At 66.7% G+C, this 25,214-nt stretch carries 22 protein-coding genes and 1 pseudogene; 9 read left to right on the forward strand and 14 right to left on the reverse strand.

What is annotated here, in order from left to right:
- Positions 1-192 precede the first annotated feature (192 nt).
- The 6 genes from MLGJGCBP_RS17925 to MLGJGCBP_RS17950 all read right to left on the reverse strand — a co-directional run bounded on the left by MLGJGCBP_RS17925 (position 193) and on the right by MLGJGCBP_RS17950 (position 8,182).
- A complete protein-coding gene (locus tag MLGJGCBP_RS17925; RefSeq protein WP_160097359.1) occupies positions 193-1,395 on the reverse strand; it encodes a glycerate kinase in 1,203 nt (400 codons plus the stop codon).
- 111 nt (positions 1,396-1,506) lie between these two features.
- Positions 1,507-2,649 carry a sugar diacid recognition domain-containing protein gene (locus MLGJGCBP_RS17930; RefSeq protein WP_160097361.1) on the reverse strand — a complete coding sequence of 381 codons (1,143 nt, stop codon included), beginning with the start codon at positions 2,647-2,649 and terminating at the stop codon, positions 1,507-1,509.
- A 40-nt stretch (positions 2,650-2,689) separates the two neighbouring features.
- Positions 2,690-4,258, reverse strand: a complete 1,569-nt coding sequence (mhpA, locus tag MLGJGCBP_RS17935; RefSeq protein ID WP_236581182.1) for a bifunctional 3-(3-hydroxy-phenyl)propionate/3-hydroxycinnamic acid hydroxylase MhpA — start codon at positions 4,256-4,258, stop codon at positions 2,690-2,692.
- Positions 4,234-6,114, reverse strand: a complete 1,881-nt coding sequence (locus MLGJGCBP_RS17940; protein ID WP_160097363.1) for an acyl-CoA synthetase — start codon at positions 6,112-6,114, stop codon at positions 4,234-4,236. The genes mhpA and MLGJGCBP_RS17940 overlap by 25 nt, the downstream gene beginning before the upstream one ends.
- Positions 6,111-7,049: a fumarylacetoacetate hydrolase family protein gene (locus tag MLGJGCBP_RS17945; RefSeq protein WP_160097364.1), complete on the reverse strand. Its 939-nt coding sequence runs from the start codon at positions 7,047-7,049 to the stop codon at positions 6,111-6,113. The genes MLGJGCBP_RS17940 and MLGJGCBP_RS17945 overlap by 4 nt, the downstream gene beginning before the upstream one ends.
- Positions 7,046-8,182 carry a VOC family protein gene (locus MLGJGCBP_RS17950; protein ID WP_160097366.1) on the reverse strand — a complete coding sequence of 379 codons (1,137 nt, stop codon included), beginning with the start codon at positions 8,180-8,182 and terminating at the stop codon, positions 7,046-7,048. Before MLGJGCBP_RS17950 ends, MLGJGCBP_RS17945 begins: the two co-directional genes overlap by 4 nt.
- A gap of 138 nt (positions 8,183-8,320) precedes the next feature.
- On the opposite strand from MLGJGCBP_RS17950, the gene MLGJGCBP_RS17955 reads away from it, so the two are divergent.
- Positions 8,321-8,956, forward strand: a complete 636-nt coding sequence (locus MLGJGCBP_RS17955; RefSeq protein ID WP_160097368.1) for a TetR/AcrR family transcriptional regulator — start codon at positions 8,321-8,323, stop codon at positions 8,954-8,956.
- Between the two features lie 26 nt (positions 8,957-8,982).
- On the opposite strand, the gene MLGJGCBP_RS17960 is transcribed toward MLGJGCBP_RS17955, so the two are convergent.
- Positions 8,983-9,645 carry a class I SAM-dependent methyltransferase gene (locus MLGJGCBP_RS17960; protein ID WP_160097370.1) on the reverse strand — a complete coding sequence of 221 codons (663 nt, stop codon included), beginning with the start codon at positions 9,643-9,645 and terminating at the stop codon, positions 8,983-8,985.
- A 139-nt stretch (positions 9,646-9,784) separates the two neighbouring features.
- Between MLGJGCBP_RS17960 and MLGJGCBP_RS17965 the strand changes: the two genes are divergently transcribed.
- On the forward strand, positions 9,785-10,030 hold the full coding sequence (locus MLGJGCBP_RS17965; protein ID WP_442972107.1) for an anti-sigma factor family protein: 246 nt from the start codon (positions 9,785-9,787) through the stop codon (positions 10,028-10,030).
- 35 nt (positions 10,031-10,065) lie between these two features.
- On the opposite strand, the gene MLGJGCBP_RS17970 is transcribed toward MLGJGCBP_RS17965, so the two are convergent.
- Complete coding sequence (locus MLGJGCBP_RS17970) at positions 10,066-10,848, reverse strand: AraC family transcriptional regulator (RefSeq protein ID WP_201453108.1); 783 nt, start codon at positions 10,846-10,848, stop codon at positions 10,066-10,068.
- A gap of 94 nt (positions 10,849-10,942) precedes the next feature.
- On the opposite strand from MLGJGCBP_RS17970, the gene MLGJGCBP_RS17975 reads away from it, so the two are divergent.
- Positions 10,943-11,740, forward strand: a complete 798-nt coding sequence (locus tag MLGJGCBP_RS17975; RefSeq protein ID WP_160097490.1) for a sulfite exporter TauE/SafE family protein — start codon at positions 10,943-10,945, stop codon at positions 11,738-11,740.
- Between the two features lie 61 nt (positions 11,741-11,801).
- Here the strand turns inward: MLGJGCBP_RS17975 and MLGJGCBP_RS17980 are convergent, their stop codons facing one another.
- Entirely contained in the window at positions 11,802-12,746 is a 945-nt protein-coding gene (locus MLGJGCBP_RS17980) for an AraC family transcriptional regulator (RefSeq protein ID WP_160097374.1), read from the reverse strand.
- Positions 12,747-13,078: 332 nt separating this feature from the next.
- Between MLGJGCBP_RS17980 and MLGJGCBP_RS17985 the strand changes: the two genes are divergently transcribed.
- Genes MLGJGCBP_RS17985 through MLGJGCBP_RS18005 form a run of 5 tightly spaced genes read left to right on the forward strand, consistent with a single transcriptional unit; the run spans position 13,079 to position 18,967 of the window.
- Positions 13,079-15,139: a hydantoinase/oxoprolinase family protein gene (locus MLGJGCBP_RS17985; protein WP_160097376.1), complete on the forward strand. Its 2,061-nt coding sequence runs from the start codon at positions 13,079-13,081 to the stop codon at positions 15,137-15,139.
- Positions 15,136-17,100 carry a hydantoinase B/oxoprolinase family protein gene (locus MLGJGCBP_RS17990; RefSeq protein ID WP_160097378.1) on the forward strand — a complete coding sequence of 655 codons (1,965 nt, stop codon included), beginning with the start codon at positions 15,136-15,138 and terminating at the stop codon, positions 17,098-17,100. Before MLGJGCBP_RS17985 ends, MLGJGCBP_RS17990 begins: the two co-directional genes overlap by 4 nt.
- A 2-nt stretch (positions 17,101-17,102) precedes the next feature.
- The gene (locus tag MLGJGCBP_RS17995; protein ID WP_160097380.1) at positions 17,103-17,327 is read left to right on the forward strand and encodes a hypothetical protein; all 225 of its coding nucleotides are present in this window, start codon (positions 17,103-17,105) and stop codon (positions 17,325-17,327) included.
- A gap of 32 nt (positions 17,328-17,359) precedes the next feature.
- Complete coding sequence (locus tag MLGJGCBP_RS18000) at positions 17,360-18,478, forward strand: NDMA-dependent alcohol dehydrogenase (protein ID WP_160097382.1); 1,119 nt, start codon at positions 17,360-17,362, stop codon at positions 18,476-18,478.
- Between the two features lie 39 nt (positions 18,479-18,517).
- Positions 18,518-18,967, forward strand: a complete 450-nt coding sequence (locus MLGJGCBP_RS18005) for a nuclear transport factor 2 family protein (RefSeq protein ID WP_160097384.1) — start codon at positions 18,518-18,520, stop codon at positions 18,965-18,967.
- Positions 18,968-18,995: 28 nt separating this feature from the next.
- Here MLGJGCBP_RS18005 and MLGJGCBP_RS18010 read toward each other — a convergent pair whose 3' ends face one another.
- Entirely contained in the window at positions 18,996-19,859 is an 864-nt protein-coding gene (locus MLGJGCBP_RS18010) for a helix-turn-helix domain-containing protein (protein ID WP_160097386.1), read from the reverse strand.
- A gap of 98 nt (positions 19,860-19,957) precedes the next feature.
- Between MLGJGCBP_RS18010 and MLGJGCBP_RS18015 the strand changes: the two genes are divergently transcribed.
- Positions 19,958-20,908, forward strand: a complete 951-nt coding sequence (locus MLGJGCBP_RS18015; RefSeq protein WP_201453110.1) for an alpha/beta hydrolase — start codon at positions 19,958-19,960, stop codon at positions 20,906-20,908.
- Between the two features lie 98 nt (positions 20,909-21,006).
- Here the strand turns inward: MLGJGCBP_RS18015 and MLGJGCBP_RS50560 are convergent.
- The 4 genes and pseudogenes from MLGJGCBP_RS50560 to MLGJGCBP_RS18035 form a co-directional block, all read right to left on the reverse strand.
- Positions 21,007-21,393, reverse strand: a pseudogene (locus MLGJGCBP_RS50560) (SDR family NAD(P)-dependent oxidoreductase); the annotation flags it as partial.
- Between the two features lie 99 nt (positions 21,394-21,492).
- The gene (locus MLGJGCBP_RS18025; RefSeq protein WP_160097390.1) at positions 21,493-22,851 is read right to left on the reverse strand and encodes an SLC13 family permease; all 1,359 of its coding nucleotides are present in this window, start codon (positions 22,849-22,851) and stop codon (positions 21,493-21,495) included.
- 107 nt (positions 22,852-22,958) lie between these two features.
- Positions 22,959-24,356 (reverse strand): MmgE/PrpD family protein, encoded by a 1,398-nt coding sequence (locus tag MLGJGCBP_RS18030; RefSeq protein ID WP_160097392.1) that lies wholly within the window; start codon positions 24,354-24,356, stop codon positions 22,959-22,961.
- 54 nt (positions 24,357-24,410) lie between these two features.
- Positions 24,411-25,184, reverse strand: coding sequence for an N-acyl homoserine lactonase family protein (locus tag MLGJGCBP_RS18035; RefSeq protein ID WP_160097394.1), 774 nt, complete (start codon positions 25,182-25,184; stop codon positions 24,411-24,413).
- Between the last annotated feature and the right edge of the window lie 30 nt (positions 25,185-25,214).

A 25,214-nucleotide genomic window follows, 5' to 3' on the forward strand; every position in this document is an offset into this window, starting at 1 on the left:
CGCTTTCGACGAGCTCGCGAATACGGTCACCGGTGGCGGTAGCAGGTCCAAGTGTGCATACGATCTTCGTGCGTCGGGACCTACTGAGCAGACTGGGCTGTGTAGTGTGTGACACGGACCGTTCGAGATCGATGGTGGGCATGTGACTCCTCGCGGCTGAGTTGAGAGTAGTTGTGTGACTTGACAGGTTCGTCACGACGGACTGTCCGCGGTCGCTCGCGCATGCGTCGGCGTCGACGCGGGGCGGCTCCATTGGCTGTCGATCAGTCCGACGACCTGAGCGGTTGCCTCCTGAAGGAGTTCGGCGGTGTTGTCGAGCAATTCGTGGAGTTCCGCCGGACCGCGGGCGATGGAGAACGCCGCCGAGATCCGGGCAGCGCGAATCTCGGCTGCGGACAGGCGAACCGTACCGGCGATCACGACCACGGGGCACTCGGTCGGCGTCTGACGAACGACGCCCTGCACCACCTTCCCCTGCAGCGACTGCACGTCGAAGGCCCCTTCCCCCGTGATCACCAGGTCCGCGTCGGCGCACAGAGACCGCAGCCCCACCGTTTCCGAGACGAGATCGCTGCCGGGCACCAGTTCCGCGGCGAGGATTGCGCTCAGGCAGGCTGACATCCCGCCGGCCGCTCCCGCTCCGCGTAGAGTGAGAACGTCGGCCCCGTAGGCATCGCGGAGAGCGATCGCCAACTGTCCGAGCCCGGAATCCAATTCGCGGACCTGGTCGGCCGTCGCGCCCTTCTGCGGCCCGAACACCGCGGCCGCCCCGTTCTCCCCGCAGAGGGGATTGTCGACGTCGGTCGCGACGCGCCAGCGCACCGACCGCGCCCGGGGGTGCAACTGCGACTCGTCGATGGTGACGATGTCGCCGAGCCTCGCACCGCCGGGTTCCACGTCATGACCGTCTGCGTCGAGGAATCGGACTCCGAGTGCGCGGAGCATCCCGGTGCCCCCGTCGGTGGTTGCGCTGCCTCCGATGCACAGAAGGACTTCTTCGACACCGTCTTCCAGTGCGCTCACGGCGATTTCGCCGACGCCAAAGGTATCCGCCCGCAACGGTGACGGTGGAACGTCCGCCACGTGGGGCAGACCGTTCGCTTCCGCGGCCTCGATGATCGCGACCCTGCCGTCGTTCGACAGTCCGTAGCGGGCGCTCCGCGGGCGTCCGAGGGCATCGCGAGCGTGGATCACCCGGGGCTCGGCGTTGCCGGCCGAGAGGAACGTCTGCAACGTGCCCTCGCCACCGTCCGCGAGCGGGCATTGCACGATCCGGACGTCGGCGCCGAGCACTGCACGAACACCGGCGGCCATCGCGGCTGCGACGTCAACGGCGGAGACGCTCTGCTTGAACGAGTCGGGAGCGAGGACAACGGTAGGTGTGCGCTTTCGCATGAATAGAGCCTAGGTCTCCCACGCTCGGCATCACATGTACATTCTGCACGGATTCTCACTCAATTCTGGCCGCTAAATATGTGCATATTGTCGGACGTGCTCGGCAGCGCTTCACGCTCCTCTATACGGATCCTCCAGCGCCGCGGCCGCGAGGAGTGCCAGCCGCATGGCGACGGCGTGGTCGAAGGTGCGCAGGTTCAATCCGGTGACGTGCTGGATCCGATCGAGGCGCTGGACCAGCGTGTTGCGGTGCACCTCGAGGGCGGTCGCCGTCGCCGCGATCGACAGATCGTGGTCGAGGAAGGCGCGAGCGGTCTCGCGCAGGGTCGCGGACAGCGGCGTGAGGACGCGCTCCACGGTGTCGTGTGAAATCTCCCGGGACTGCTGTGCGACAGCTGTTTCGGGCACCAGTGCGGAGAGTTTCGTCTCCTCCCCCGCGGGCAGCAGGTGCGCCCGGGCCAGGAGGAGACCCAGCCGGGCAGCGTCCACGGACAATTCGCGAGACGTAGCGGCATGCCTGCCGGTGATGAGACGGACGTCGCCGGTGCGCAGCCGCTGCCGGGTCGCGGCGAGTGTGCGGTCTGTCACCGAACCGCTCAGAATCCACACCGCGCCCTGCAATTCGGCCGCGACCACCCCGGCGACCCCCTGGACCCGTCGAAGCAGGGCCACCGACGTGGACGAGGGAAGGGACCACGATCCGCTGCCCGATGCGGGGACGACCGCCGTGATGTTCCACGGAGGGGTCATCGGTGATCCGATGTGGCGTAACGCTTCCAGCAGGCCGTTTTCGGTGACGGTTCCGTTCACCAGGCCGAGGAGCAGTTCGCGCACGGCCGCTTCCCGCCACCGTGAACTGTCCCGGTGCTGCTCATTCCGTAACAACAGTTCCACGGTGAGTGCGAGGACGTTGCACACCGATTCGACCTCGCCTGGGTCGCCCGTGACGCCCACGGCACCGACGATCCGCCCGTCGAGCGTCAGGGGAATGTTGATCCCGGCTCTGACCTCCGCAGATTCTTCGTCGGTGTCCACGAGGACCTGCCGGCCGTCCCGGATGGCCTCGAGTGCACCGGCGTGCACGGTACCGATACGCGTCCCGTCGACCGACCCGATGATTCGGCCGTTGCGGTCCATCAGATTGATGTTGTAGTCCAGTCGGGGGCTCACCTCGTCCACCACACGCTGAGCGAGTTCGCCGGTGAACACGTACGCGAATTCGTCCTCGTCGCCGTCCTGCGCCGCCCAGGTCATGCAGCAAGACTAAACGTACGAGAGGCATTACGGACCAGACCTACCCGGCGCCACAGGTGCTCTCGTCGAATTCGGTCGGCGGGAGGAACGTCGGCAGAGCGGTGTACACCGCCGAGAGTGATCGCCCGGCCCGCATGACGGTCCGATCGGGACGCACGATCGCCGCGACGGCGTGCCCGCGGGCAAGCCACCGGCCGAGTTCGGAATCGGGTGCGGCCGCTACGACGACGGCCCCGCGTCGGTCGATCTCGTACCGCTGACCGGGGGTGGGCGGAGTCGACGACACCACGAGGAACCGTCCGGGCGCCCGCGCGTCGAGTCGCCCACCGTCGACGTCGACGACCGGGTTGGGGCACAGCGTGCCGGCCAGTCCCCGGCGCAGCCCCGTCTCGACGAAGCCGGAGGTCCGCAGTGGCGGCGTCGCGCTGTCGGTGACCTTGGCGTTCAGACCAGGAATCCACCGTGCCATCGGAGCGATCCGCCTGCGCAGAACGTTACCGAGTTCACCGCCCTCGGTCATCGCCCGTCCGATGCCGACTGCGAGCCGGATCATGGACTTCGCGTGCGACTTTCGTTCGCGCTGATACGTGTCGAGGCAGGATTCGGACAGGGTCCCACCCAGGACGCCGGCCAGCTTCCACGTCAGGTTGCTCGCATCCCGCAGTCCGGCGCCCATGCCCTGGCCGATGAACGGTGGCGTCAGGTGCGCCGCGTCGCCCAGCAGGAATACTCGCCGGTCGCGCCACCGGTCGGCGAGCTGGGCGCGGAAGGTGTAGTCCGCCACTCTGATCAGCTCGAGGTCGGTGTCGGCAACGTTCGCCGTCCAGGGCGTGATCAGCGGACGCAGGGCGTCGAGGTCGGCGTAGGTCGCCGCGCATTCGCCGGGCCGCAGCCGGAACTCCCAGCGGTAGCGGGTGTCACCGATCCGCATGTAGGTCGCCGCCCGTACCGGGTCGCACACCTGATGCACGCCTTCCCACTGATCGAGGTCCGCGTCGGTGGCGATGTCGACGACGAGCCAGCGTTGCTCGAATCCCAGATCCTCCATCGCCGAGCCGATCGAGGTTCGCACGGTGCTGTTGGCGCCGTCGCAGCCGAGTACGTAGTCGGCGCGGACCGCCCGCCGCTCGCCGGTGACCCGGTCGGTGAAGTGCATCCGCACGTGGTCGCGGCCGTGCGCGACGCGCGTGACCTCACTGTTGCCGCACATGCTGACGCGGTCGTGGCGCCTGAGCCTCCCGCGGAGAAGTGTCTCGAGTTCGGGCTGATCGAACATGTTCGCCTGCGGGAAGCCGTGGAGGTTTCGAGCGTTGTCGCGGCGGAACTCGGCCAGGATCGTCATGTCCCGGTCGACCAGTCGCAGACCGCGGGACGGTCGCGAGATTTCCGCGAATTCTTCGGCCAGCCCGAGCCGGGCGAGGATGCGGTACACCTCGTCGTCGAGGTGGACCGCCCGCGGTTGCGGGTACACACCGTCCCACCGGTCCAGCAGCAGGCATTCGACCCCGAACCGGGCCAGCAGCGTTGTGGCCGTCAGTCCGGTGGGCCCGGCGCCGACGATGACGACCGGATAGTGCGGGGCGATCACGACGTCATCCCGAACCGCCACGTGACCGGCAACCGGTCGAGCGCCGCCTTCACCCTGGTCGTGTCGCCGCCGGGACGTGCGGTGACGAGGACGACGACGGTTCCGCCCTCGACGACGGTGTGAACGCTCTCCACGCCGGCCACGCCGACGACAGCGTCCTCGGCCACACGACGGGCCGCGTCGGCGCGGAGGGCGAGCTTGTACGGTTTGCCGACCTCGGTGACCGGCAGGGCATCGATCACGGTCACCGATTTCGGGGTGGCGGCCGACTCGACGACGTGTTCGGCGGCCCAGGAAAGCAGTTGCTGCTCGGTCACTTCGGCGCTCGCCGTCACCGTCACATAGGCAACCGGAACTTCCCCCGAGTGGATATCCGGGCATGCGACGGCGGCCGCTCCGGTCACGGCTGGGTGTGCGAGCAGTGCGTCCTCGATCACCGCCGGATCGATGTTGTGGCCACCGCGGATGATCAGATCCTTCGCACGCCCCGTCAGGTGCACGAAACCGTCGGGGTCGACACGGCCGAGATCGCCGGTGTCGAGCCAGCCGTCGACGAGCGCACCCTTCTCGTCGAGCACGAACCCGTCCGCGTCCCGGCCGACGACGTAGCCTGCGAAGACGGTGGGGCCGCTGATCGCGATCGTGCCGACCTCCCCGTCGGGCAGGTCGGTCCATCGGCCGTCCGGTGCGACGCGCACGGTCTTGATCTGCTGGTACGGCATCCGTTGCCCCACCGACCCCGGGCGGGGCGCGGTGGAAAAGCTGCGGGCGCTGGCGCAGGTCGCCTCGGTCAGGCCGTACCCCTCGAGCAGTCGGACACCGGTGTGGGACTCGAAGCCGTCACGCACCGCCGGGGGCAGCGTCGACGCCCCCACCATGCACACTCGCAGGCTGGAGATGTCCGCGTCGACGGGGCACTGCTCGAGCACCGAGTACACGGTGGGCACCGCGCTCATCGCCGCGAGGCGGTAGTGCTCGACGATCTTCCAGAACTCCCCGTAGAGTGCGGCGTCCCGGTATCCGGCCGGCCCGGCCCAGATCACGGACTGCCCCCGCAGCATCGGCGCGAGCACCGTGACGATCAGGGCGTTGACGTGGAACAACGGTAGGGCGGCGAAGACGCGGGAATCGTCGTCGAGCACCGAGTTGGCCGCGATCATCCACGCGTCGGCCACCTCGTTCGTGTGCGTGTGAGCGGCCAACTTCGGGGCGCCCGTGGTGCCGCCCGTGTGGAACAGTGCCGCCAGGTCGTGCCCCGTCGGGGCGACGCCGGCGAAACCGGTCGTGTCCCGCCCCGCCGCGTCGAGGTAGGCGACCCGGACCCCGTCGATGACCGGTGGGTCCGAAGGCACCCGGGTGCCGGTCGGGCGGAGCAGCAGCAGGGTGTCGATCGCACCGGCAGCGGCGAGAGCCCGTGCGGTCGACCAGATCCGGGCATCGAGATTCGGTTCGGCGGCGACCATCACGCGTGCTCCCGTTCGGCGCAGCAACTCGGCGATCTGCCCGGTGGACAGGCCCGCGTTGATCGGTGCGGCGATCCCCGCGACCTGCGCGGCGAGGGTCGCGGTGATCAGTTCGTCGCAGTTCGGAGACATCAGCGCCACGGCGTCGCCTCGCCCGACACCGGCGTCGTGGAGGACGTTGGCGGCGCGGTGCACGTCCGCGAGGACCTGCGCGTACGTCCGGCTCACGGGTTCGCGCCAGCGCGCGCCGTCGGGGAGGACGGTCAGCGCGGTGCGCTCGGGCCACAGGCCCGCCGCCCGAACCAGCAGATGGTACGTGGAGGTGGGCAGCCCCCGGTCCTCGAGCGGAACCGCCTCGATGGCAGCGAGATCGCGCGGGTGGTCGTAGGCCGGCCACGATATTTGGTTGCTCACCGGGCGTACCTCACGACGGTGCGTTGGATGCCCAGATCGAGGGCTCCGTCGTCGGTGGCGATCGACAGTTCGACGACGTCGCCGTCCTGTAGGTACTTCGAGTTCTTCGATTGGGACGCGAAGAAATTCTTCCACTTCACCGCCGGGGGCAGGAGTGAGCCGAGGATTTCGATCGGCTTCGCGGGGGCCTTCAGCGCGGTGCCACCCGGGGTGCCAGTGAGCAGCAGATCACCGGCGTCCAGACGCTGGAACTTGGTGAGCGCCCGTAGCGCCTCGACGGGACGGTAGATCATGTCCGACACCGTCATGTCCTGGCGGACAACTCCATTCACTCGCAGCGTCAGGCGGAGATCCTCGAAACGCTTGAACTCCCCCGCCTCCAGCAGCACCAGCGCCGGGCCGACCGGAGTGAAGGTCGGGTACGACTTCGCCTCGTAGAACTGGGTTTTCGGCAGCTGGATGTCGCGGGCCGAGACGTCGTTGGTGACGACCAGACCGGCGACGAAGTCGGCAATATTGTCCTCGTCGATCGCGGTACCCACCGGCACGGACCGGCCGAAGACCAGCCCGATTTCCACCTCGTAGTCGAGGAACCGGACGTGGCCGGGTTTGATCACGTCGTCGTAGGGCCCGCTGATCGACCCGGACGATTTACGGAAGAAGGTCAGCGGCACGGTATCGGGGTTCATACCCGAGTCCTTCACGTGCGACACGAAATTGGTCATCTGGGCCACCACCCGGCACGGTGCGGTGACGGGAGAGATCAGGTCGAGGGTTTCGACCGGGATCGTATGGCCGGCGGACGCCGCGGTTTCGATGGCCGCCCGGTCCGCCAGCAGTTGCGCCGTGCTGGTGGCCGCCGTGTCGATTTCGGCTGCGCCGGAGGGGGTCTGCACCCACCAGCCGTCGGTGGTGCGGAGGACGGAAATACTCATGAGGAAGCTACTTTCAGCAGGCCGCGGAGGCGTTGGAAATCGAATTCGTTGTCCTCGCGGAGCGAGGTGATCATGGCGCGCAGTTCCCGCAGGGACGCCCTGTCGGGTGAGACGCCGAGGAAGTCCTTGGTCGCCGGCGGCCCCCATTGGGCCAGCCCGGACGCGCTCATCGGTGCCCACCCGGGTTCGAGAGAGCAGTCGAACAGGTCGCCGTCGCTGAAGTGCTCCACCAGGAATCCGTCCGGGTCGCGCCAGTAGTCGAAGATCTGGCTGCCCTGGATGTGGCGTCCGATTCCCCACGAGCGGTGGTAGCCCCGATCGAGCAGGTACTCACCGCCCGCCGCGAGGGTGTCGAGATCGCAGACCTGATACGCGGAGTGCACGTACCGGTTGCTCGGACCGAGGGTCATCGCCACGGTGTGGTGGTCGCTCGGTGTTTCGCCGCGATCGCAACGGATGAAGCTCATCACCGGGCCGCGCTCGCGCTGGTCCGGGTAGAACAGGAAGTCGCTGACGATCAGGCCCAGGTTCTTCAGGTACCAGTTGAGGTTCTCCAAGTACCGCGTGCTCTGCAGGACCACGTGTCCGAGTCGCTGCACACGGGCCGGTTCCCGCGGCGGTCGCTGGGTGGCGTTCTCCCGGCCCCGGTCGTGCCCGAAGTTGTAGGCGCGGGGCGACTGGGCCGGAAGCGCGGGGAGCCGATCCACGTCGGCGACCACTCGCACCGAGCCGCCGCTCGGATCCGTGAGATCGACCTCGATGCCGCCGAGGCTCTCCGGCAACCGTTCGACAGTATGGCCGGTCGCCTCCGCCAGCCGCAGGACGTCGGTGGCGTCCGCCGCGAGAAACGCCGCACCGGCGAACGACGATCGCGGTCCCCTACGAATGATCACGCACGGCGCCCCGGCGTCGGTTCCCCGCAACTGCAACTGCTCGGCGGTGCGCAGGGCGGTCGTGAAACCGAAGGCGTGCGCGAAGACTTCCGCTCGGTCGAGATCCGGCTTCCGGAACTCCAGCCACGCCAGATCCTGCACCTTCACGACCGGATTCGGCGCCCGGCCGGGATGTTCACCGCGCAGCGCTCCGTGCTCGCTGTGCAGATTGCGGTGGGCGTCGGTGTGATGACTCGTCATGTGCCGCTCCTCACTAATTGACGATATCGTCACTCATGAGGGATCAGTCAGTCAATAGTCTTGACGAAATCGTCACCACTGAGGTTGTGTGCTACGTTGGCTGCGCCGATCAGCGGCTGAGAGGTGGTGCCCCAGGAGATGGCCACGCAGGAGCGTGCGGCGGAGAGCCGGCTCGAGCGCAGGAAGGCGCACACTCGCGCGGCGTTGGTCCGGGCGGCACAGGCGTTCATCGCCGACGGGAAGCTCAATGCGCCGGTCCTGGAGATCACCCAGGCGGCGGACGTGGGGATGGGCTCGTTCTACAACCACTTCGAGAGCAAGGACGACCTCTTCCGGGCCGCCGTCGACGACGCACTGGAATCGCACGGCAACATGCTCGACAGGCTGACCGGGGATCTCGACGATCCCGCCGAGATTTTCGCGCAGAGCTTCCGGTTGACCGGCAGGTTGTTCCGAAAGGAACCGGAGCTGAGCCGAGTCCTCCTCAACAACGGGCCCGCACTGATCACCGCCGATCGCGGCCTGGCGCCCCGCGCCCAACGGGACATCGAAACAGCCGTCGCAGCAGGCCGTTTCGCCGTTCGCGACCCCGAGCTGGCGCTCGTCCTCGCTGCCGGCGCCATCGTCGGCCTCGGTCAGCTATTGCACGATCAACCGGATCGCGACGCCGCCGAAGCGACCGACCGGATCACCGAAGACATCCTCCGCACGTTCGGTCTCTCGGCCGCCGACGCACACGACGTCTGCACCCGGCCGCTGCCCGATCTCGATTAGCAGACCAGTGGCGGCGCGGTCGCAACTCAGTCGCGGTGAGCCGACAGGAGCCATGCAGGCAGCATGGTTCGGCCCTTGTCGTCGCGCTGCCAGTTCGCGGCCTCGTCCGGACCGAGCAGCGCGTGAATGAACGCCGGGCGGAGGTCGTCGATGGTCCAGTATTCGGCGACAGCCTCTCGTAGCTCGTCGTCGGTCACCGGGTTCGGCCCCTGTCCCTCGGGGAAGGCGCCCTTCGCGAACACCAGGATGTAATACGACGCGCCGGGTGCGGCCGCCCGGGCGACGGCCTGCAGATAGTCGCGCCGCCGGTCCACGGGCAGCGAATGGAAGAGGGTGCTGTCGACGATCGTCGCGAATCGGCCGTCGAAACCGGTGAACGAGCTGATGTCCGCCACCTGGTACGTGGCCGTCGTCAGGCCACGATCGGCCGCTGCCGCCTGTGCCGCCGCGATGGCCGTCGGAGACAGGTCCAGACCGACCACCGTGTACCCCTGCGCCGCCAGCTGGAGGGACGTTTCGGCGTGTCCGCACCCCGCGTCCAGCACGTCGCTGCGGAATTTGCCTTCCGCGATCAGCGCGGCGATCTCGGGCTGCGGCTCACCGATGTTCCACGGCACCGGCCCCGAAAATTCCTTCGCATCGCCTCGGTAGATGTCGTCCCACGGCGCAACCTGGTTGTCCTCGGTCATGACCTCGACCGTACGCCCGCGCCGCCTGTCGCCACCACGCATCCGCCCGCCGTTCCGTCCGGTGTAACGATCCGGGCACTTCAGGACACTGTGGCAATAGCCGCAGACGCTGGGTCGGCGGGACTCAGGAGGCGCTCCCGTGAAGGAATCGAAACGAACGATGGACTGTCAGGAACTGGTCGAACTCGTCACCGTCTACCTCGAGGATGCGTTCGCCGCGCAGAACAAGGCCAGGTTCGAGACGCACGTGGGCGAATGCGGCGGCTGCGCCAACTACGTCGACCAGATGAAACAGACGGTGCACACCCTCGGCGAACTGTCGCTCGAAGATCTCGACCCGGCACTGCGGGACCGCATCCTCACCGACTTTCGGCGGCGATGCTGAAACCATCGCGGGAAACCGTTACGTGACACAGTAATTCACCGACGACGAGATATGCCTTCGCGGCGGCCCACGGCGGATGGTGACATGCCGAACTCGTGGCTGAACGCGTACGAGAACGCGGCCGGCGACGCATACCCGAGACTCGTCGCGACCCGGGTCACCGGTTGCGAGCGCAACATCGGGATGGCCGCCAGCAACCGAGCCCGCAGCCGCCACGCCGCCGGACTGATACCCGTCTCGCGGACGAATTTTCTCGTGAAGGCACGTTCGCTCATCGCCACCCGGCCCGCCCAGTCGGCGTTCGTCACACCGGCCTCCGGCGTGCCGAGATAGTCCCTGCACAGCGCGACCAGATCGGGCGACGCCGGCAGAGTGAGATGCAGCGGCAGCGACCCGAGGGTCGACAGCTCGAACAGCAGCAGCGCCGCGATGGCGCCGTCGCGCCCTCCGCGGTCGTATGCGGCGGGCAGATCCGCAGCGACGAGCAGCAATTCGCGGAGCAACGACGACACCTCGACCACAACGCACGACGAGGGCCACCACGGCACCGCGACCGGCTCGATGTACAGGCTGCTCGTGGTCGCGTCGAGCATCCGCACCTGATGCCGAGTCACGGGTGGGATCATCACCCCCTGAGCTGTGGGGACCGTCCACGTGCCGTCGCCCGTGTCGACGATCATCGTTCCGGTAGCGCCGTACAGGAACTGCGCACGGCGATGCTCGTGCCAGTCCAGCAGGAACCCGGGCGAGTAGTCGGTCGCGATTGCCAGCACGTCCCGCTCGACACCGTCGACCTCGCTGAGCGGCACATTCCTCACAGCATTCGAACCTACCGGGGCTGACTCTCGAAAGAACCCGACCAGCATTCGATTGTCGTCACGGCGTCCGTACGGTGAACTGGACCCCGTGAGTCTGTTCGTCCTCGTCCTCATCGGTCTCGTCACCGGAGTGACCACCGTCCTGTTCGGTTTCGGTGGCGGATTCGTGACCGTCCCCGTCATCCTCTGGGCCGAGTCCGGGATCGGTGACACCGCGGCGCAGGTCGCCGTCGCCACGTCCGCTGCGGTCATGCTGATCAATGCCGCCGTCGCCACCGCCGCGACGCCCGGCACGATGCTGCGGCGATTACGACGGGCGCGCGGGCTCCTCGTTCTTCTCGGACTCGGCGGCATCGCGGGTGCACTCCTCGCGCGGCACGTACCGGGTGCCGTCATCCAGTGGGGATTCGTGCTCTACCTCGTCGTGACGATCGTCGACGTCCTGCTGCGACCGGGATTTGTTCGTCCGAATACGCCGAACACGATCCACCCACAACAGCAGTTCGCGATCCCGACCCCGCTCGGACTTCCGATCGGCGCGACCGCGGCGTTCCTCGGCGTCGGCGGCAGCGTCATGACAGTGCCACTCCTCCGCCGCGCCGGCCAGGGAATGGACGTGGCCACGACCCTCGCGAACCCGCTGACCCTCGCGATCAGCCTGCCTGCGGCCCTCACCTTCCTCGTCGCCGGTGCTCCCGAATCGACGTCGGGGACCGCACTCGTCGGCTCGGTCGACGTGGCCGCGGCGCTTGCTCTGCTCCTCGGCGCACTGCCGGTGATCGTCCTCCTGCGGCGGCGGCCACCCCGCCTGCCCGACCGCGTCCACGCAATCACCTACGTGCTCCTCCTCGTCGCGGTCACCATCGCCACCGCGGCAGCGGCATTTCGGTGACCGAGCGACGGCGGGACGCCACTACTCGAGCCCGCCGTGTCTCGTTCCCACCGAGCATGTTTCAGTGCGTTCCGGCGGCCCGCAGCGTTTCCGACGGACTGACGCCGAAGCGCGTGCGGTAGTGGCGAGCGAAGTGCCCGGGATGGTGAAAGCCCCATGTGGCGGCGACTTCACTGACCGATCCGCGGCCATTCAGCAGATCCTGGTGCACCCGGTCCAGGCGCACCTCACGCACGAACGTTATGGGCGATACGCCGACTTGCTCGCGGAAGGCGAGTTGAAGGGCGCGGGGTGAGAGGCCCGACATGGCAACCAGGTCCGCGGTCTCCCGAACCGCCGCGGGATCACGTTTGATGCGCTCGACGAGGTCGCGGACGGTGCGATCGGTCGCGGTTCCGCCGGGCTGGTTCAGCAGCGGCGTGTACTGGTTCGGTACCACGGACAGTAGCTGGGTCATGAGCAACGATTCGAGGCCGTCGCGCGCAGACGGAATCGCCTCCAGTCCGCCGGGGCGTGCCAACTCCACGAATGCGAAGTTCACGGTGGCCAGCACGGCCTGACCGCCGGCGGTGGTGAGATCGAACGACGGCTCGAACTCGATGGTGCCCGGCCGGCTGATGCCGGCGAGTCTGGCCGCGTGCGCCTCGAGGCGGCCTCGGGGGAGTTTGATGGCCAATTGCGTCGAACTCTCGTCCCACCGATACGACACCGACGTCACCGGGTCCATGACGATGCCCTCACGCCCCGCCGCGGCCGTGCTCCTTCGACCGCGCTGGGCGAGCACACACGTGCCGCGAAGCGGAATGTTGACCTGATAGGCCGACTCCATCGGGGGCGCCTCGAAGCAGATCTCTACGCCGAACCCTATGCGGCCGAGCACGATCGACTCTGATGGCACCAAATCGAGGGCGAAGTCCAGGCGGTCGTCGTGACTGACCTTCAGATCGTGTTCCACGAAGATCTTGATCAGTTCGGAATGGGCGAGGTCCGGGTCGGTGGTACGCATGTTCATCACCGACGACGATCCATCATGTCGAGTCGACACAGTCCACCTCCCGGCGCACGTGGCCGGAGCCTGCGCACTCTGCTCTTGTGTGGATAGTAGGTCGCTGCGGTGCGGAAAGTAAGTACCGGGGGCCGGTACGAAGTCCCAGAAATCGCCTCGAACAGCGATTTCGTCGGTTTCTCGCGCCGTATGCGCAAACGGGATGCCGTCGTGCGGTTCCTGGATTGTGACGGAGCTCTCACCGGCATAACTTTCTCTTCCAACGGTCGAGTACGGAGCGCGTCTCGATGCCACTCGTTCCGTTTTCGTCGAATCCCCGAGGAGCTACACACATGAAATCCCTTATCGGCGTGGATGTGGGCGGTACGTTCACCGACATCGTCCGGGTGACCGGGAACGACGTCGACACCATCAAGGTTCCGACCAACACCACCGACACCCACCTGGGTGTGCTGCAGGGAGCGGGCGAGGCACGCGTCGCCGATGTGCACGCGTTCAACCACGCCAGTACGCACGGTCTCAACGCCATCCTCACCCGGAAGGTGCCAAAGGTAGCCTTTCTCACCACATTCGGTCACCGCGACATGCTGGAGATGGCGCGTGCCGCCCGGCCTGCGGAGGCGAATACCGACCCGCACTGGCGCCGCTCGTTCAGCGATTCGAGCAAGCCGATCGTTCCGCGGTACCTGCGCCGGGGCGTCGTCGAGCGTCTGTCGGCTGCCGGCGAGGTCGTCGTCGCCCTCGACGAGGACCAGGCGCGCCGCGAGCTGGAGGTGCTGCGGCGCTGCGACGTGGAGGGCGTCGCCATCTGCCTGCTCCACTCCTACGTCAACGACGCGCACGAACGGCGTCTCGCCGAGCTGGTGCGTGAGGTCCTCGGCGACGTTCCCTGTTCGCTGTCCAGCGAGGTCTCCCCGCTGGCACACGAGTACGCGCGAGCGTCGACGACCACCATCGACGTGCTGTGCAAGATCATCTACGGCACCTACTCCGACCGCCTCGCCTCCGGCCTGGCAGACCTCGGCTTCACCGGCGACCTGAGCTTCGCCGACTGCGCCGCGACCCTCACCCCCGTCGAGCTCGCGGTGGCGCAACCCTCGCGAATCCTGTTCTCCGGGCCTGCCGCAGGCACGATGGCGTGTGCGCACTTGGGCAAGTCGATCGACTCCCCCGACCTGCTCTGCGCCGATGTCGGCGGCACCTCCTGCGACATCAGCGTCGTCACCGATCATCAGCCGGTGGTCAAGACGTCTTTCGACATCGAGTACGACCTCGTGGTCAGCACCCTGTCGAACGAGGTCGTCAGCGTCGGCGCGGGCGGCGGGAGCATCGTGCGCGTCTCCCCGATCGGGGAGATCGAGGTCGGGCCCGAGAGCGCAGGCGCCAACCCGGGACCGGCCTGCTACGGCCGCGGCGGCACCGAGCCCACGACCACCGACATCTTCCTGCTCGCCGGGATCCTCGACGGTGAGCGGTTCGCCGGCGGACGGTCCCGCCTGGACCCCGCGCTGTCCCGCAAGGCCTTCGCGGATCTGCAGTCCCGTTTCGAATTCTCCGACCGGGTCCGGTTCGCGTATCAGACCGCCGTCAACAACATCGTCGAGGGCATCACCGAGGTCGTCGTCAAGAACGGTGTCGACGCCCGTGAGTACTCGCTCGTCGCGTTCGGTGCGGCGGGCCCGATGACGCTGCCGGCCCTGCTCGAGCAGATGCCGCTGAAGAGCGTCATCGTCCCGCCGCACCCCGGCCTGTTCTCGGCACTCGGCCTGGTCAGCACCGATCAGGTGCATTCCGACAGGCGCAGCGCCTACCGGCTGATGACACCGGAGTCGGCCGCAGACATCGACGAGATCTACCGCCGCATGGAAGACTCGATGCGGAAGACTCTCGGCGCCGAGGCGGACAGCGCCGAGTTCGTGCGGACCTTCGACGGCCAGCTCATCGGACAGGTGTGGGACACGCCGTTCGTCCCGGTGCCGTCCGGGCCGATCACGCCCGACGTCGTCGACCAGATGATCACGAACTTCCACGACCACTACGAGCAGAAGTCGGGTAACCGGTTCCCACAGAACCCCGTCATGGGCGTCACCTATCGGCTGCACGCGGTCGTTCCCACCGACAAGATCGAGTTCCCCACCCCGCCCCGCCGGACCGACGGTGACGTGCTGCGCCCGATTCGGACGATCATGCTCCGCTACCTCGACTCGGAGGACATCGAGGCGGACGAGTACGAGCGCGACGACCTCATGCTCGGCGACACCGTCACAGGCCCCGCCGTCATCCGCGAGCCCCTGTGCACCACCTACGTCCCGCGCACGATGACCGCCACCGTCGGCACTGCCGGCGAGATCGTCATCCGCCGCGCCGACATCCAGAACCAGGAGTCCCGATGACCATCGACCTCATCCGTGACGTCGCGAACCCGACAACCCCCGATCGCTTGATCCGCGATCTGACGGACGCGGAGTTCGCCGCGCGCTACACGGCTGACCCGTTCACCGCCTCGGTGCTGTCGAACCGACTGCGCGCCACCGCCGATCACGTTGCCACCGGGCTGCTGCACCGGGCGTTCTCACCCATCATCGCGTTGGCGATGGACTACGCCTCCGCCATCATCGGCCCGCCGGAGCAGAACTATCGGATGGTCGCCGTGACCAACGGCCTGACCGTGTTTCTCGGCACGCTCCAGGACGGCGTGCGCACCGCCGTCGAGGAGTTCGGCGTCGAGAATTTAGGACCCGGCGACCTGCTGATCTGCAACGACCCGACCCGCGTCGGTACGCACGTCAACGACATGTGCTTCATCCGCCCGGTGTTCCACGAGGGCAGGATCGTGAGCTTCGTCCTGCTCCGCGCCCACGTCATCGATATCGGCGGCATCACACCGGGTGGCTTCGACACGAACAAGCACAACACCTACGAGACGGGCCTCGTCGTGAGCCCCCGGCTGCTGTTCCGCGGCGAGGAGCCGGTGCGGGAGACGTTCTCGCTGATCTTCGACAACTCGCGATTCGGTCAGATCCAACTCCCCGATTACAAGACCATCCAGAGTTGCTGTCGGTTCGGTGAATCGATGATCACCGAGGCCGTCGACCGATACGGGATCGACGCCTACCTCGGGTCCCTCGTATACGCGTGCGACGCCACCGCCGAACGCATGCGGCTCGCCGTGGCCGAACTGCCGGACGGCGACTACGTGGGCACGGCGAGCATCGATGCCGACGCCGTCGATGCCGACGAGGAATACCTGATCCGGCTCACCGTCCTCAAGCGCGGCGATCGGGTCGAGGTCGACTTCAGCGGGTCGTCGCGACAGGCCCGCAGCGCCATCAACGCCGGCCCACTGGACGCCAAGACCGCCGTAGGTGTGGGTCTCAAACTGCTGCTGGACCCGAACGGCCACTTCACGTCGGGCTCGTTCCGCAACATCGACATCGTCATCCCGCCCGGGACCATCGCCAGCGCCATGCCGCCGGACGGGGCGATCTTCTTCTACTGGGAGGTCGCGAACACCGTCATGACCGCGATCATCGACGCGCTCGGCGAGACACTCGGCGCCCGCGGGATCGGCGGCGACTGCGGTACGAACAACGTGCACAACGCGTTCGGCGTCACCGAAGACGGCACTCCATGGGCGTGCTCGGCGATGGCAGGCGGCGAGACCGGACCGACGGGCGCAGACGCACTCCACGACGGCGAGGGCCACGCCTGCCCGTATCTGATCAACATCCTCAGCCCGGCGACCGAGAGCCTCGAGGCGCAGTTCCCGGTGATGGTGATGCGCAAGGAGTACGCGGTAGACACCGCAGGGGTCGGGCAGCAACGCGGCGGCGCGGCGATCCTCAAGGACGTCACGTGGACGGGCGCCGCGAGCCACCAGGTGGCACCGTTCCGGTTCCGCAGGCCCAGCGGCATCGGGGCAGCCGGCGCAGGCGACGGCGCACAGGGCGGACTGTGGCTGTTCGACCGCGACGGCGCCGACGTCCGTTTCCTCCCCGACGACGAGGGAACGTACGCGGCGTCGACACCCGTCGCGGGCATCGTCGACCCGGTGACGAAGCTGCCCGACCCGGGCGGCACGTACGCCTACTACGCGAGTGAGCGCACGTGGCAGACCCGGCCGGGCGCCACGTTCCGCTACCTGACCAACGCCGGCGGCGGGTTCGGCGCCCCCGTCGACCGCGACCCCGACGTCGTCAAGCGCGACGTCCGCGACGGCTACGTGACCGTCGAAGCCGCTGCCGCGAAATACGGCGTCGTCGTCCTCGGCGACCCCCACACCGACCCCGAGGGACTCGTCGTGGACGCCGCCGCCACCGCCGAACTGCGCGCCGGCCTGCGCGAGAAGGAGTAGTCATGCCCATCCAATTCACCCGGCCCACCGAGCCGACCCTGTCGGTGGTCCGGACCCCGGTGTCCGGCACCTGTAAGCCGTGCGGGTCATCCGACCTGCGCAGATACCCCGTCCTGACCGAGGACGGCTGGTTCGACGTCGTCAAATGCCAAACCTGCCTGCACACGGCGTCCCGGGAGCCGGGCCCGAAACTCGGCGGCATCGATCTGCTCGTCGATCTGCTCTAGCCCGGCCAGTCGCAAGGAGAAGGAGAAACATCATGAAGGTTCGTGGCGCGATCATCCGCACGTCCCCGGGCAAGCTCGAGGTCGCCGAGATGGAAATCGAGGATCCCCGCCCGGATGAAGTCCAGGTCAAGATGGTTGCCTCCGGCATGTGCCACTCGGACGACCACCACGTGACCGGAGACTCCCCGCTCGACCCGTGCCCGTTCGCTCTCGGTCACGAGGGCGCCGGCATCGTCACCAAGGTCGGACCGAACAGCAAGGGAATCCAGGAGGGCGACCACGTCGTGTTCTCCGCGATCCCGTCGTGCGGTCATTGCCGTTGGTGTGCGTCGGGCATGTCCAACCTGTGCGACCTCGCGGCCGGGATCCTCGCGGGCCCGCGCTGGACGGACGGCACCTACCGGTTGCGACTGGACGACGGTCAGCCCGTCGGCCAACTCTGCGGCATCTCGACGTTCGTCGACCACACGACCGCCTCGCTCGACTCGGTCGTCAAGATCGACGACGACATTCCGCTCGACAAGGCGTGTCTCATCGGCTGCGCCGTGAGCACCGGGTGGGGCTCGGCCGTCAACGTCGCCGACGTGCAGCCCGGCGACACGGTGATCGTCTACGGCATCGGCGGACTCGGCGCCAGCGCCTTGCAGGGCGCGCGGTTCGTCGGCGCACAGAACGTGATCGCCGTCGACCCAGTGCCGTTCAAGCGCGAGCAGGCGGCCGTGTTCGGCGCGACGCACGCGGTCGCCTCCGCGGAGGAGGCCGCCGAACTCGCCCGCCAGTTCACCGGCGGCCAGGGCGCGGACTCGGCGATCGTCACCGTCGGCGTTCTCGGTGCCGAGCACGTTCGCCACGCATTCGGTGCGGTCCGGAAGGCCGGAACCGCTGTGATCACGTCCATCGGCCCCCACGACGCGGTCGGCGCCGCCATCTCGCTGCACGAGCTGACGCTGTATCAGAAGCGGCTGAAGGGATCGCTGTTCGGCGCGACCAACGCGAACTGGGACGTACGGCGGCTGGTCAACCTGTATCGGTCCGGCGACCTGAAGCTCGACGAGATGGTCACGCAGACCTACTCCCTCGACCAGGTGGCGCAGGGCTATGAAGACCTGCACGCGGGCAGAAACATTCGCGGGGTCGTGGTCTACGACTGAGCACACACCGAACCGGCAAATCCACACCGAAGGAACGACATGACAGAACAAGCAGGTATCCCGCAGGAGAAGATCCAGTGGGTAATCGACATCGAGGAAATCAAGATGTTGATGTCGAAGTACTGCCACGGCATCGACAAGCAGGACGAAGAAACGTTCATGAGCATCTGGTCCGAAGACGCGGACTATGTACTTCCCCGAGGCGAAGGCCACGGGATCGACGGAATCCGCGCACTGGTGCACAAGGTGTGGGAGCAGGTGCCCAAATGCCACCACCACATCACCAATCCGGTGATCGACGTCCATGGTGACACGTCGACCGCGAAGACCGACGTCTTCTACTTCCGGCTCACCGACGACGGCGTCAACCAACTGCTGTCAGGTGGCTATGCGCTGGAGTTCGTCCGGCGTGACGGCGAATGGCAAACGCGCCGGATGGAATTCAGCCCGTTCGTCTCCGCCAGCCCGATCTTCGCCGAGAACCCGTAGGTCTTCTGTCTGTGTAGCGCTCCGCGGGCTACGTCCGGCTCAGTCGCGCCAAGCGTTCCTGGGTCGGCGACCCGTCCTCGGCGGAGTTGAGCACCAACTGCTGCTCTGGTGCGCCGGAGTAGCGGAAGATCTCCCAGTCCAGGGTCAGTTCACCGACTACCGGATGGTTGAGCACCTTGACTCCGAAGTCCTGACGCGCAACGTTTCTCGCTGCCCACCATTGGCCGAACTGACGGTCGGCGATCGTGAGTTCGCCGACGAGCGCGGACAGGGCCGGATCAGCCGGATTGGTGGCCGCCTCGCGGCGCAGGATCGCCACACACGACCTCGCGACCGCGGTCCAGTCGGCGAACAGCTCGCGCATCCGAGGGTCAGTGAAGATGAGCCGGACGTAGTTCAGCTCGTGCGGCGCCATTCCGTCGAAATCCGCATACACCTTGGTGGCCAGCGGATTCCACGCCAAGATGTCGGTCCGCGGTCCGAGCACGATCGCCGGAGTCTCCGTCAGCTGATCCAGAAGCCGGCGCACCTGCGGCCGCACCCGGCTGGCCCCGGCGCGTGACTGCGATGCCGGACGGGGCGCGGATCGGTGGGTGGCGTGATCGGCCAGACTGTCGAGGTACTCGCATTGATCCGAGTCGAGTTGCAGCGCTCGCACCAACGCCGCGAGCACCTGCTCGGAGGGGCCGAGCCGCCCCTGCTCGATCCTGGTGTAGTAGTCGGTGCTGATCGCGGCGAGTTGCGCGACCTCCTCACGCCGCAGACCACTCACCCGGCGACGTTGGTCGAGGTCCGGAAGCCCGACGTCGGACGGTGACAGCTCACCACGGCGCGTCTTGAGAAACGCGCCGAGCTCACGTAGATGTGGTTCCTGCTGGACCTGGCCGGGCATACAACCAGGATAGATCCGGGGTGCGAAAGTATCCTGGGAAAGATTCTTCCCAGGATAAATGTCTCCCTTCCCCTCTTTCCCCGGAACTCCGAGACTTGATGTCGAGCGATCCGGCACGCGGATCGGAAATCTCCCGACACCACGGAGGCATCATGACCACCAGAACCGAGGTTCGGTTCACCAGCAGCGGTTTTCAGATCGCCGGCCACCTTTACACCCCGACCGACGCCGAACGACCGCTGCCCGCGATCGTCGTCGGCCATCCCATGACCGGCGTCAAGGAACAGACCGCGGCACTGTACGCGCAGCGTCTCGCCGATCAGGGTTTCATCACCCTGGCATTCGATGCCGCGTACCAGGGTGAGAGCGAGGGCGAGCCGCGCGGACTGGAGGATCCGTTCCAGCGCGCGGAGGATTTCCGCAACGCGGTGACCTACCTGAGCACCCGCGACGACGTGGACCCCGAGCGGATCGGCGTCCTCGGCATCTGCGCCTCCGGCGGTTACGTGCCGTTCGCCGCGCAAACCGACCACCGGATGAAGGCAGTCGCCACCGTCAGCGGCGCCGACGCCACCTGCTTCTTCCGGGTGCCGGACCCCGAGGGCTTCACCAAGCTGGTCGATCAGGCCGGCGCCGCGCGGACCGCGGAGGCGAAGGGTGAGCAGGTCCCGATGGTGCCCGTGCTGCCGGACTCGGTAGACGCGTCGACGCCGAAGGCCGTCGCGGAATTCTTCGACTACTACAAGACGCCCCGCGCACAGCACCCCCGGTCCATCGGGAAATTCGCATTGCGCAGCGTCGACCAACTCGAGCAGTTCGACGCCTACGCCGGCGTCGCCAAGATCGCACCCAGGCCGCTGCTGATGATCGCGGGAACCGAAGCCGAGACCAAGGGCTTCAGCGAGGGCGCGGTCGCGGCCGGCGGAGTCACTGCCGAACTGTTCGAGATCGAGGGCGCCACCCACGTCGACCTCTACGACGTCGATCAGTACGTCTCGCAGGCAGCAGAGAAGCTGAACACCTTTTTCACGAAGAATCTGCCTCGATAGCGGCTGTGCCGAGCGTCTGACGTGACCGTGCGCCCAGGGCTGCCCGGGGGCACGGTCACTCACGTTTGACGACACTGATCGCGACCGCCGAGCCGTCCTTAGATCGTGGTGTACCCGCCGTCGATCACGAATTCCTGACCGGTGATGTACGACGACTCGTCACTCGCGAGGAAGAGCACGAGTTCGGCGACCTCCTCCGGCCGACCGACCCGCCCCTTTGGCACCGCCGCGAGAAGCTGCGGCAGCACTTCCTCGTCCGACACCAGGTAGTCACTCTGCGGCGTGTGAATGATCCCGGGGTGCACCGAGTTCACCCGGATGTTGTGCTTGGCCAGATCAGCTGCGGCACTCTTGCTCAGCAATCGGTTGGCGCCCTTCCACGCCGAGTATCCGGGGTGAAGGTTCGGCCACACGATCATGCCGGCGATCGAGGACATGTTGACGATCGATCCTCCGCCCTGGGCCTCGAGGTACGGCAAAACGGTTTGACTCCGTGAAACTGGCCGTAGACGTTCAGGTCCATCAGCCGCTTGAAGTCATTGATCGTCGCCTCCTCGAATATCCGTGACAACGACGCGATCAGGCTAGACGGAGGTCGGCACGACGACGAGCGCCCACACGACGAGCGGCGCAAACAACACGATGATGCCGCAGTAGGCCAGCATCTTTCGCTGGAACTGCACTTTGTCCTCGACTTCCGCATTCGCCAGAATCATGACTCCGTGCAGCGAGAAGGGACTCACGTCGACCACAGTCGCCGAGAAGACGATCGCGGCGACGAATCCCAGAACGCCTACCTCGCCACCGAGGAGCAACGGCATCGCGAGCGGCAAGGCGATACCGATCGTGGCCGTAGAAGACGCGAACGCCGACAGGATGCCGACCGCATAGCAGAGGATCAGTGCGGTGAACAGCGGCGCCAGGGCCGCGGAGGCCGTGTTGCCCAGGAAGTCCAAAGTTCCGTTCTTGGTCAGGACGGCCATGTAGGTGAGCATTCCGCAGACCAGAACCACCGCCGGCCAGGCCACATCGTCCACTATTTTCGGGTGCGACTTGGGTGCCATGAGGAGCAACGCGGCACTCACACAGAGTGAACTGACCCCGATGTCGATACCGAATCCGACCGAACCCACCGCCAGGAAGAGTATGCCGCCCAGGGTTGCACACTGGTAGCGGTTCAGCCGAGGACGAGCAGGGGCCGCGTCGGCGGCGATGCCCGTCCTGCTGCTTTTCAACACCGCGGTCGATACGCCAGTGCCGTCGGATTCGGGGAACGGCAGGCTGCCCGCCCCGATCCCGCCGATCGGACCGTCCGATGCGCTGACGGCTTCGTCTCCTCGGTTGTCGCGTCGGACGAGGTCACGGCCGTAGATCAGGAACAGCACAATCCCGATTGCCAGGTTCAGGACGAACGGCACCAGGAAGATGGCGCCGGGATTCGTCGGCAGACCTGCCGACTGCATGATGCCGGTGACCAGTGCGCCATACAGATTGATCGGCGAGAATACGCAAGCCAGCCCCCCGTGAGTGATCATCATGCCCATCAGGAACGGGTTGATGCGGTTTCTCGCCGCAAGTGGCATCGCGATCGGGGCGAGCATTCCGACTGCCAGCACGGCTCCCATCGACATGAGTAGACCGGATAGTGCGAACAGCATCCACACGATGGCCCAGCGTCGGCCCCGGACGAGGTGCAGACATCTGTCCATGATGTAGTCGAGGGTGCCATTCGCCTTCGCGATGGCAAACACCAGCGTGATGCCACCCACGATGAGGAAGGTCCCCGCGGGGAAGGCGTCGACGACCTCCTCGATCGGGATGTCGGAAACCCAGGCGCCGACGATGAACGCCGCGGCGAACGCGAGGATGCCCATATTGATCGGTGCGACGGTGGCGACCGTGAAGATCGCCGCCAGGACGAGAACGGAGATTGCGTAGATCATGCCCAGTCCTTCCAGGACCAAATAAGTGAATCTCGAATCCGCATCGCGGCAGCCGCGTTCTGCGGCAAGCTGATTCGAGCCGAGGGTGAAGTGTGCGCAGCAGTGCGCTACCGGGAAGTCAACGCCTTCGCCAGCTCGACGCCACCGTTGGCGTCGTTCCAGATCACCGCGGCCAGTTCGTCTCCGGTCGGGAAGTTGCCCTGAGATGCGAGGCCGTCGCCCTTGGCGATGATCTGATCCCTGGTCATGGGGTGTTGCGCCGTGCCGACGCTGTCGACCACCGTCGCCGACCTGGTGCTGCCGTCCACGAATCGCATCCGCACACCGGTCGCGAAGTGCCGTGGGTAGTACTTCTCCTCCAGGGCGGGATCGACGTCGAACCGAACCTTGCCGGCGATCCCCAGGATGCGTTCGTCTTCGAGGAATGCCTCACCGTAGGCGTCGTATCGGGTGGGCCCGTAGGCGAGCGTCGCGCCGACGATGTACGGGCAGCTGTACTGCGCCGTCATGGTGGACTCTGCCTTGGTCATGTGCTGATCGGCGATGAGCTGTGGCCCGGTGACCAGAATCTCCTCGATGTCGTCGATCGAGATGCTGAAGTCGTCCGTCACTTCCCGCAGGGCGTCGATCGTCGAGTGGAACAGCCGGCAGCACGAGTAGGGCTTGAAGCTGATCACGTGAATCTGCAGCCTGTCGTCCGGCGTGACGTTGCGCAGTGGTCCGCCGAAACTGGCGGCGGCACCGTACGTTCCCTCGATCGACAGCTGCGGTGCCGTCACATCGGGCAGCATCGCGAAGTCTGCTGCGAGCACACCGTTGCGGGCGCCCAGTCCGGCGTGCACGCGTTTGACCTCGCCCCCGGTCGGCTCGACCGAGAACTGCATGGAGCCACTGGCCTGGGAGAGGGCGTGTCCCCAGGCGGTAACGAGGACTGCCGGATCGACAGGCTGCTGGTTCCGGTACGCCCGCAGACTCACCACCGCCGCCGCGGCGCCGAACGAACCGAAGACGGAGGTGGGGTGGAATCCGCGGTGGACCGTCTCCAGCCCGCCGGAGGTCGTGCCGATCAGCGCCATCGCTTCGTAGCCGGCGGCGACGGCGCGAAACAACTCCGACTGCGACGCGTTCGTCTCCGCGGCGACGGCAAGCGCTGCCGAAATGATCACACAACCCGGGTGGCTCGTCGTCACGTCATGTGTGTCGTCGAGTTCGTAACTGTGCCCCGCGGTGCCGTGGACCAGGGCGGCAATGGACGCTTCGGTCGTCCATTCACCACCGAGGACGACGCTGTTCCCGGTGCCCGCAAACCTGCGCGACCAGTCGGCGATCTGCATCGCCGCGGGGCGAGTGCTCCCCCACAGCGAGACGACGAAACTGTCGAGGAACAGCCGCCGGACCGCTTCGACGTCTTCACCGGTCAGTGGCGAGTTCGCCACGTGAGCGACATGTTCCGCCAGTCGCTGTGTGAGACCGGCGATTCCGGACTCGTCCTTGCTCTTGTTCATACTCTCTCTCACTGCTACGCCCCCCGGAACGAAGAATTGTCTAGCGCGGCGTCGTCACTTGTAGCCGCCCTCGACCGTGCCGAGCCGCTCCCAGTCGTCCGGATCGTGCAACACCCAGATCTCGGCCTGCACGCTCGCACTGATCTGCTTGATCCGCTGGATCGACTGCACGGTCTGGATCGCGTTGACGTCCACCGGGCACGGGCACTCCGATTCGAGTCCGGATCGAAGGTGAACCGCGTCGCCGGTGATCAGGAACGACCGCGACGGAAGCTTGACCAGCAAGCTGACCTCGCCGGGGGTGTGCCCGGGGGTCTGGTAGATGACGAGGCTTCCGTCGCCGAACAGGTCGTAGTCCTCACGCAGCGGATTCCACTTGAACGACCGGGTCCGCTCGAGATCCTGCGTCCGGAAGAAGCCGCGGTAGGGCGGGTCCGGCCAGAACGCGTAGCGCAGATCCACCTCCGACATGTAGAACTCGGCCTCCGGGAAGAGGTACATGCCTCCCGTGTGGTCGAAGTGGGAGTGGGAGATGACGACATGAGTGATGTCGGAGAGCTCGAAACCGCACTTCTGGATCTGCAGTTCGAGGGTATTCTCCGGCGGGCAGTCGAGGGCGAACACATCGACCAGGTCGCCGTACACCGACCGGGGGTCGTTCCACGCCTCCGGTGCCAGTCCCGTGTCGAACAGGACCAGGCCTCGATCGTGCTCGATGAGGAAGGTCGGAATCGGCACCGAGAGCGGCCCGTGGTGACCCATCGTGATCAAGCCGCTGTCGAGGGTGATGGATGCTCCAGCCAAGGGCCAGAGTCGATTTGCCGTCATGGCAGAACCTTTCGGGTGTGCAGGACAAAT

The organism is Rhodococcus sp. T7, from assembly GCF_009872365.1.
In the GTDB taxonomy this organism is placed as follows: Bacteria; Actinomycetota; Actinomycetes; order Mycobacteriales; family Mycobacteriaceae; genus Rhodococcus_F.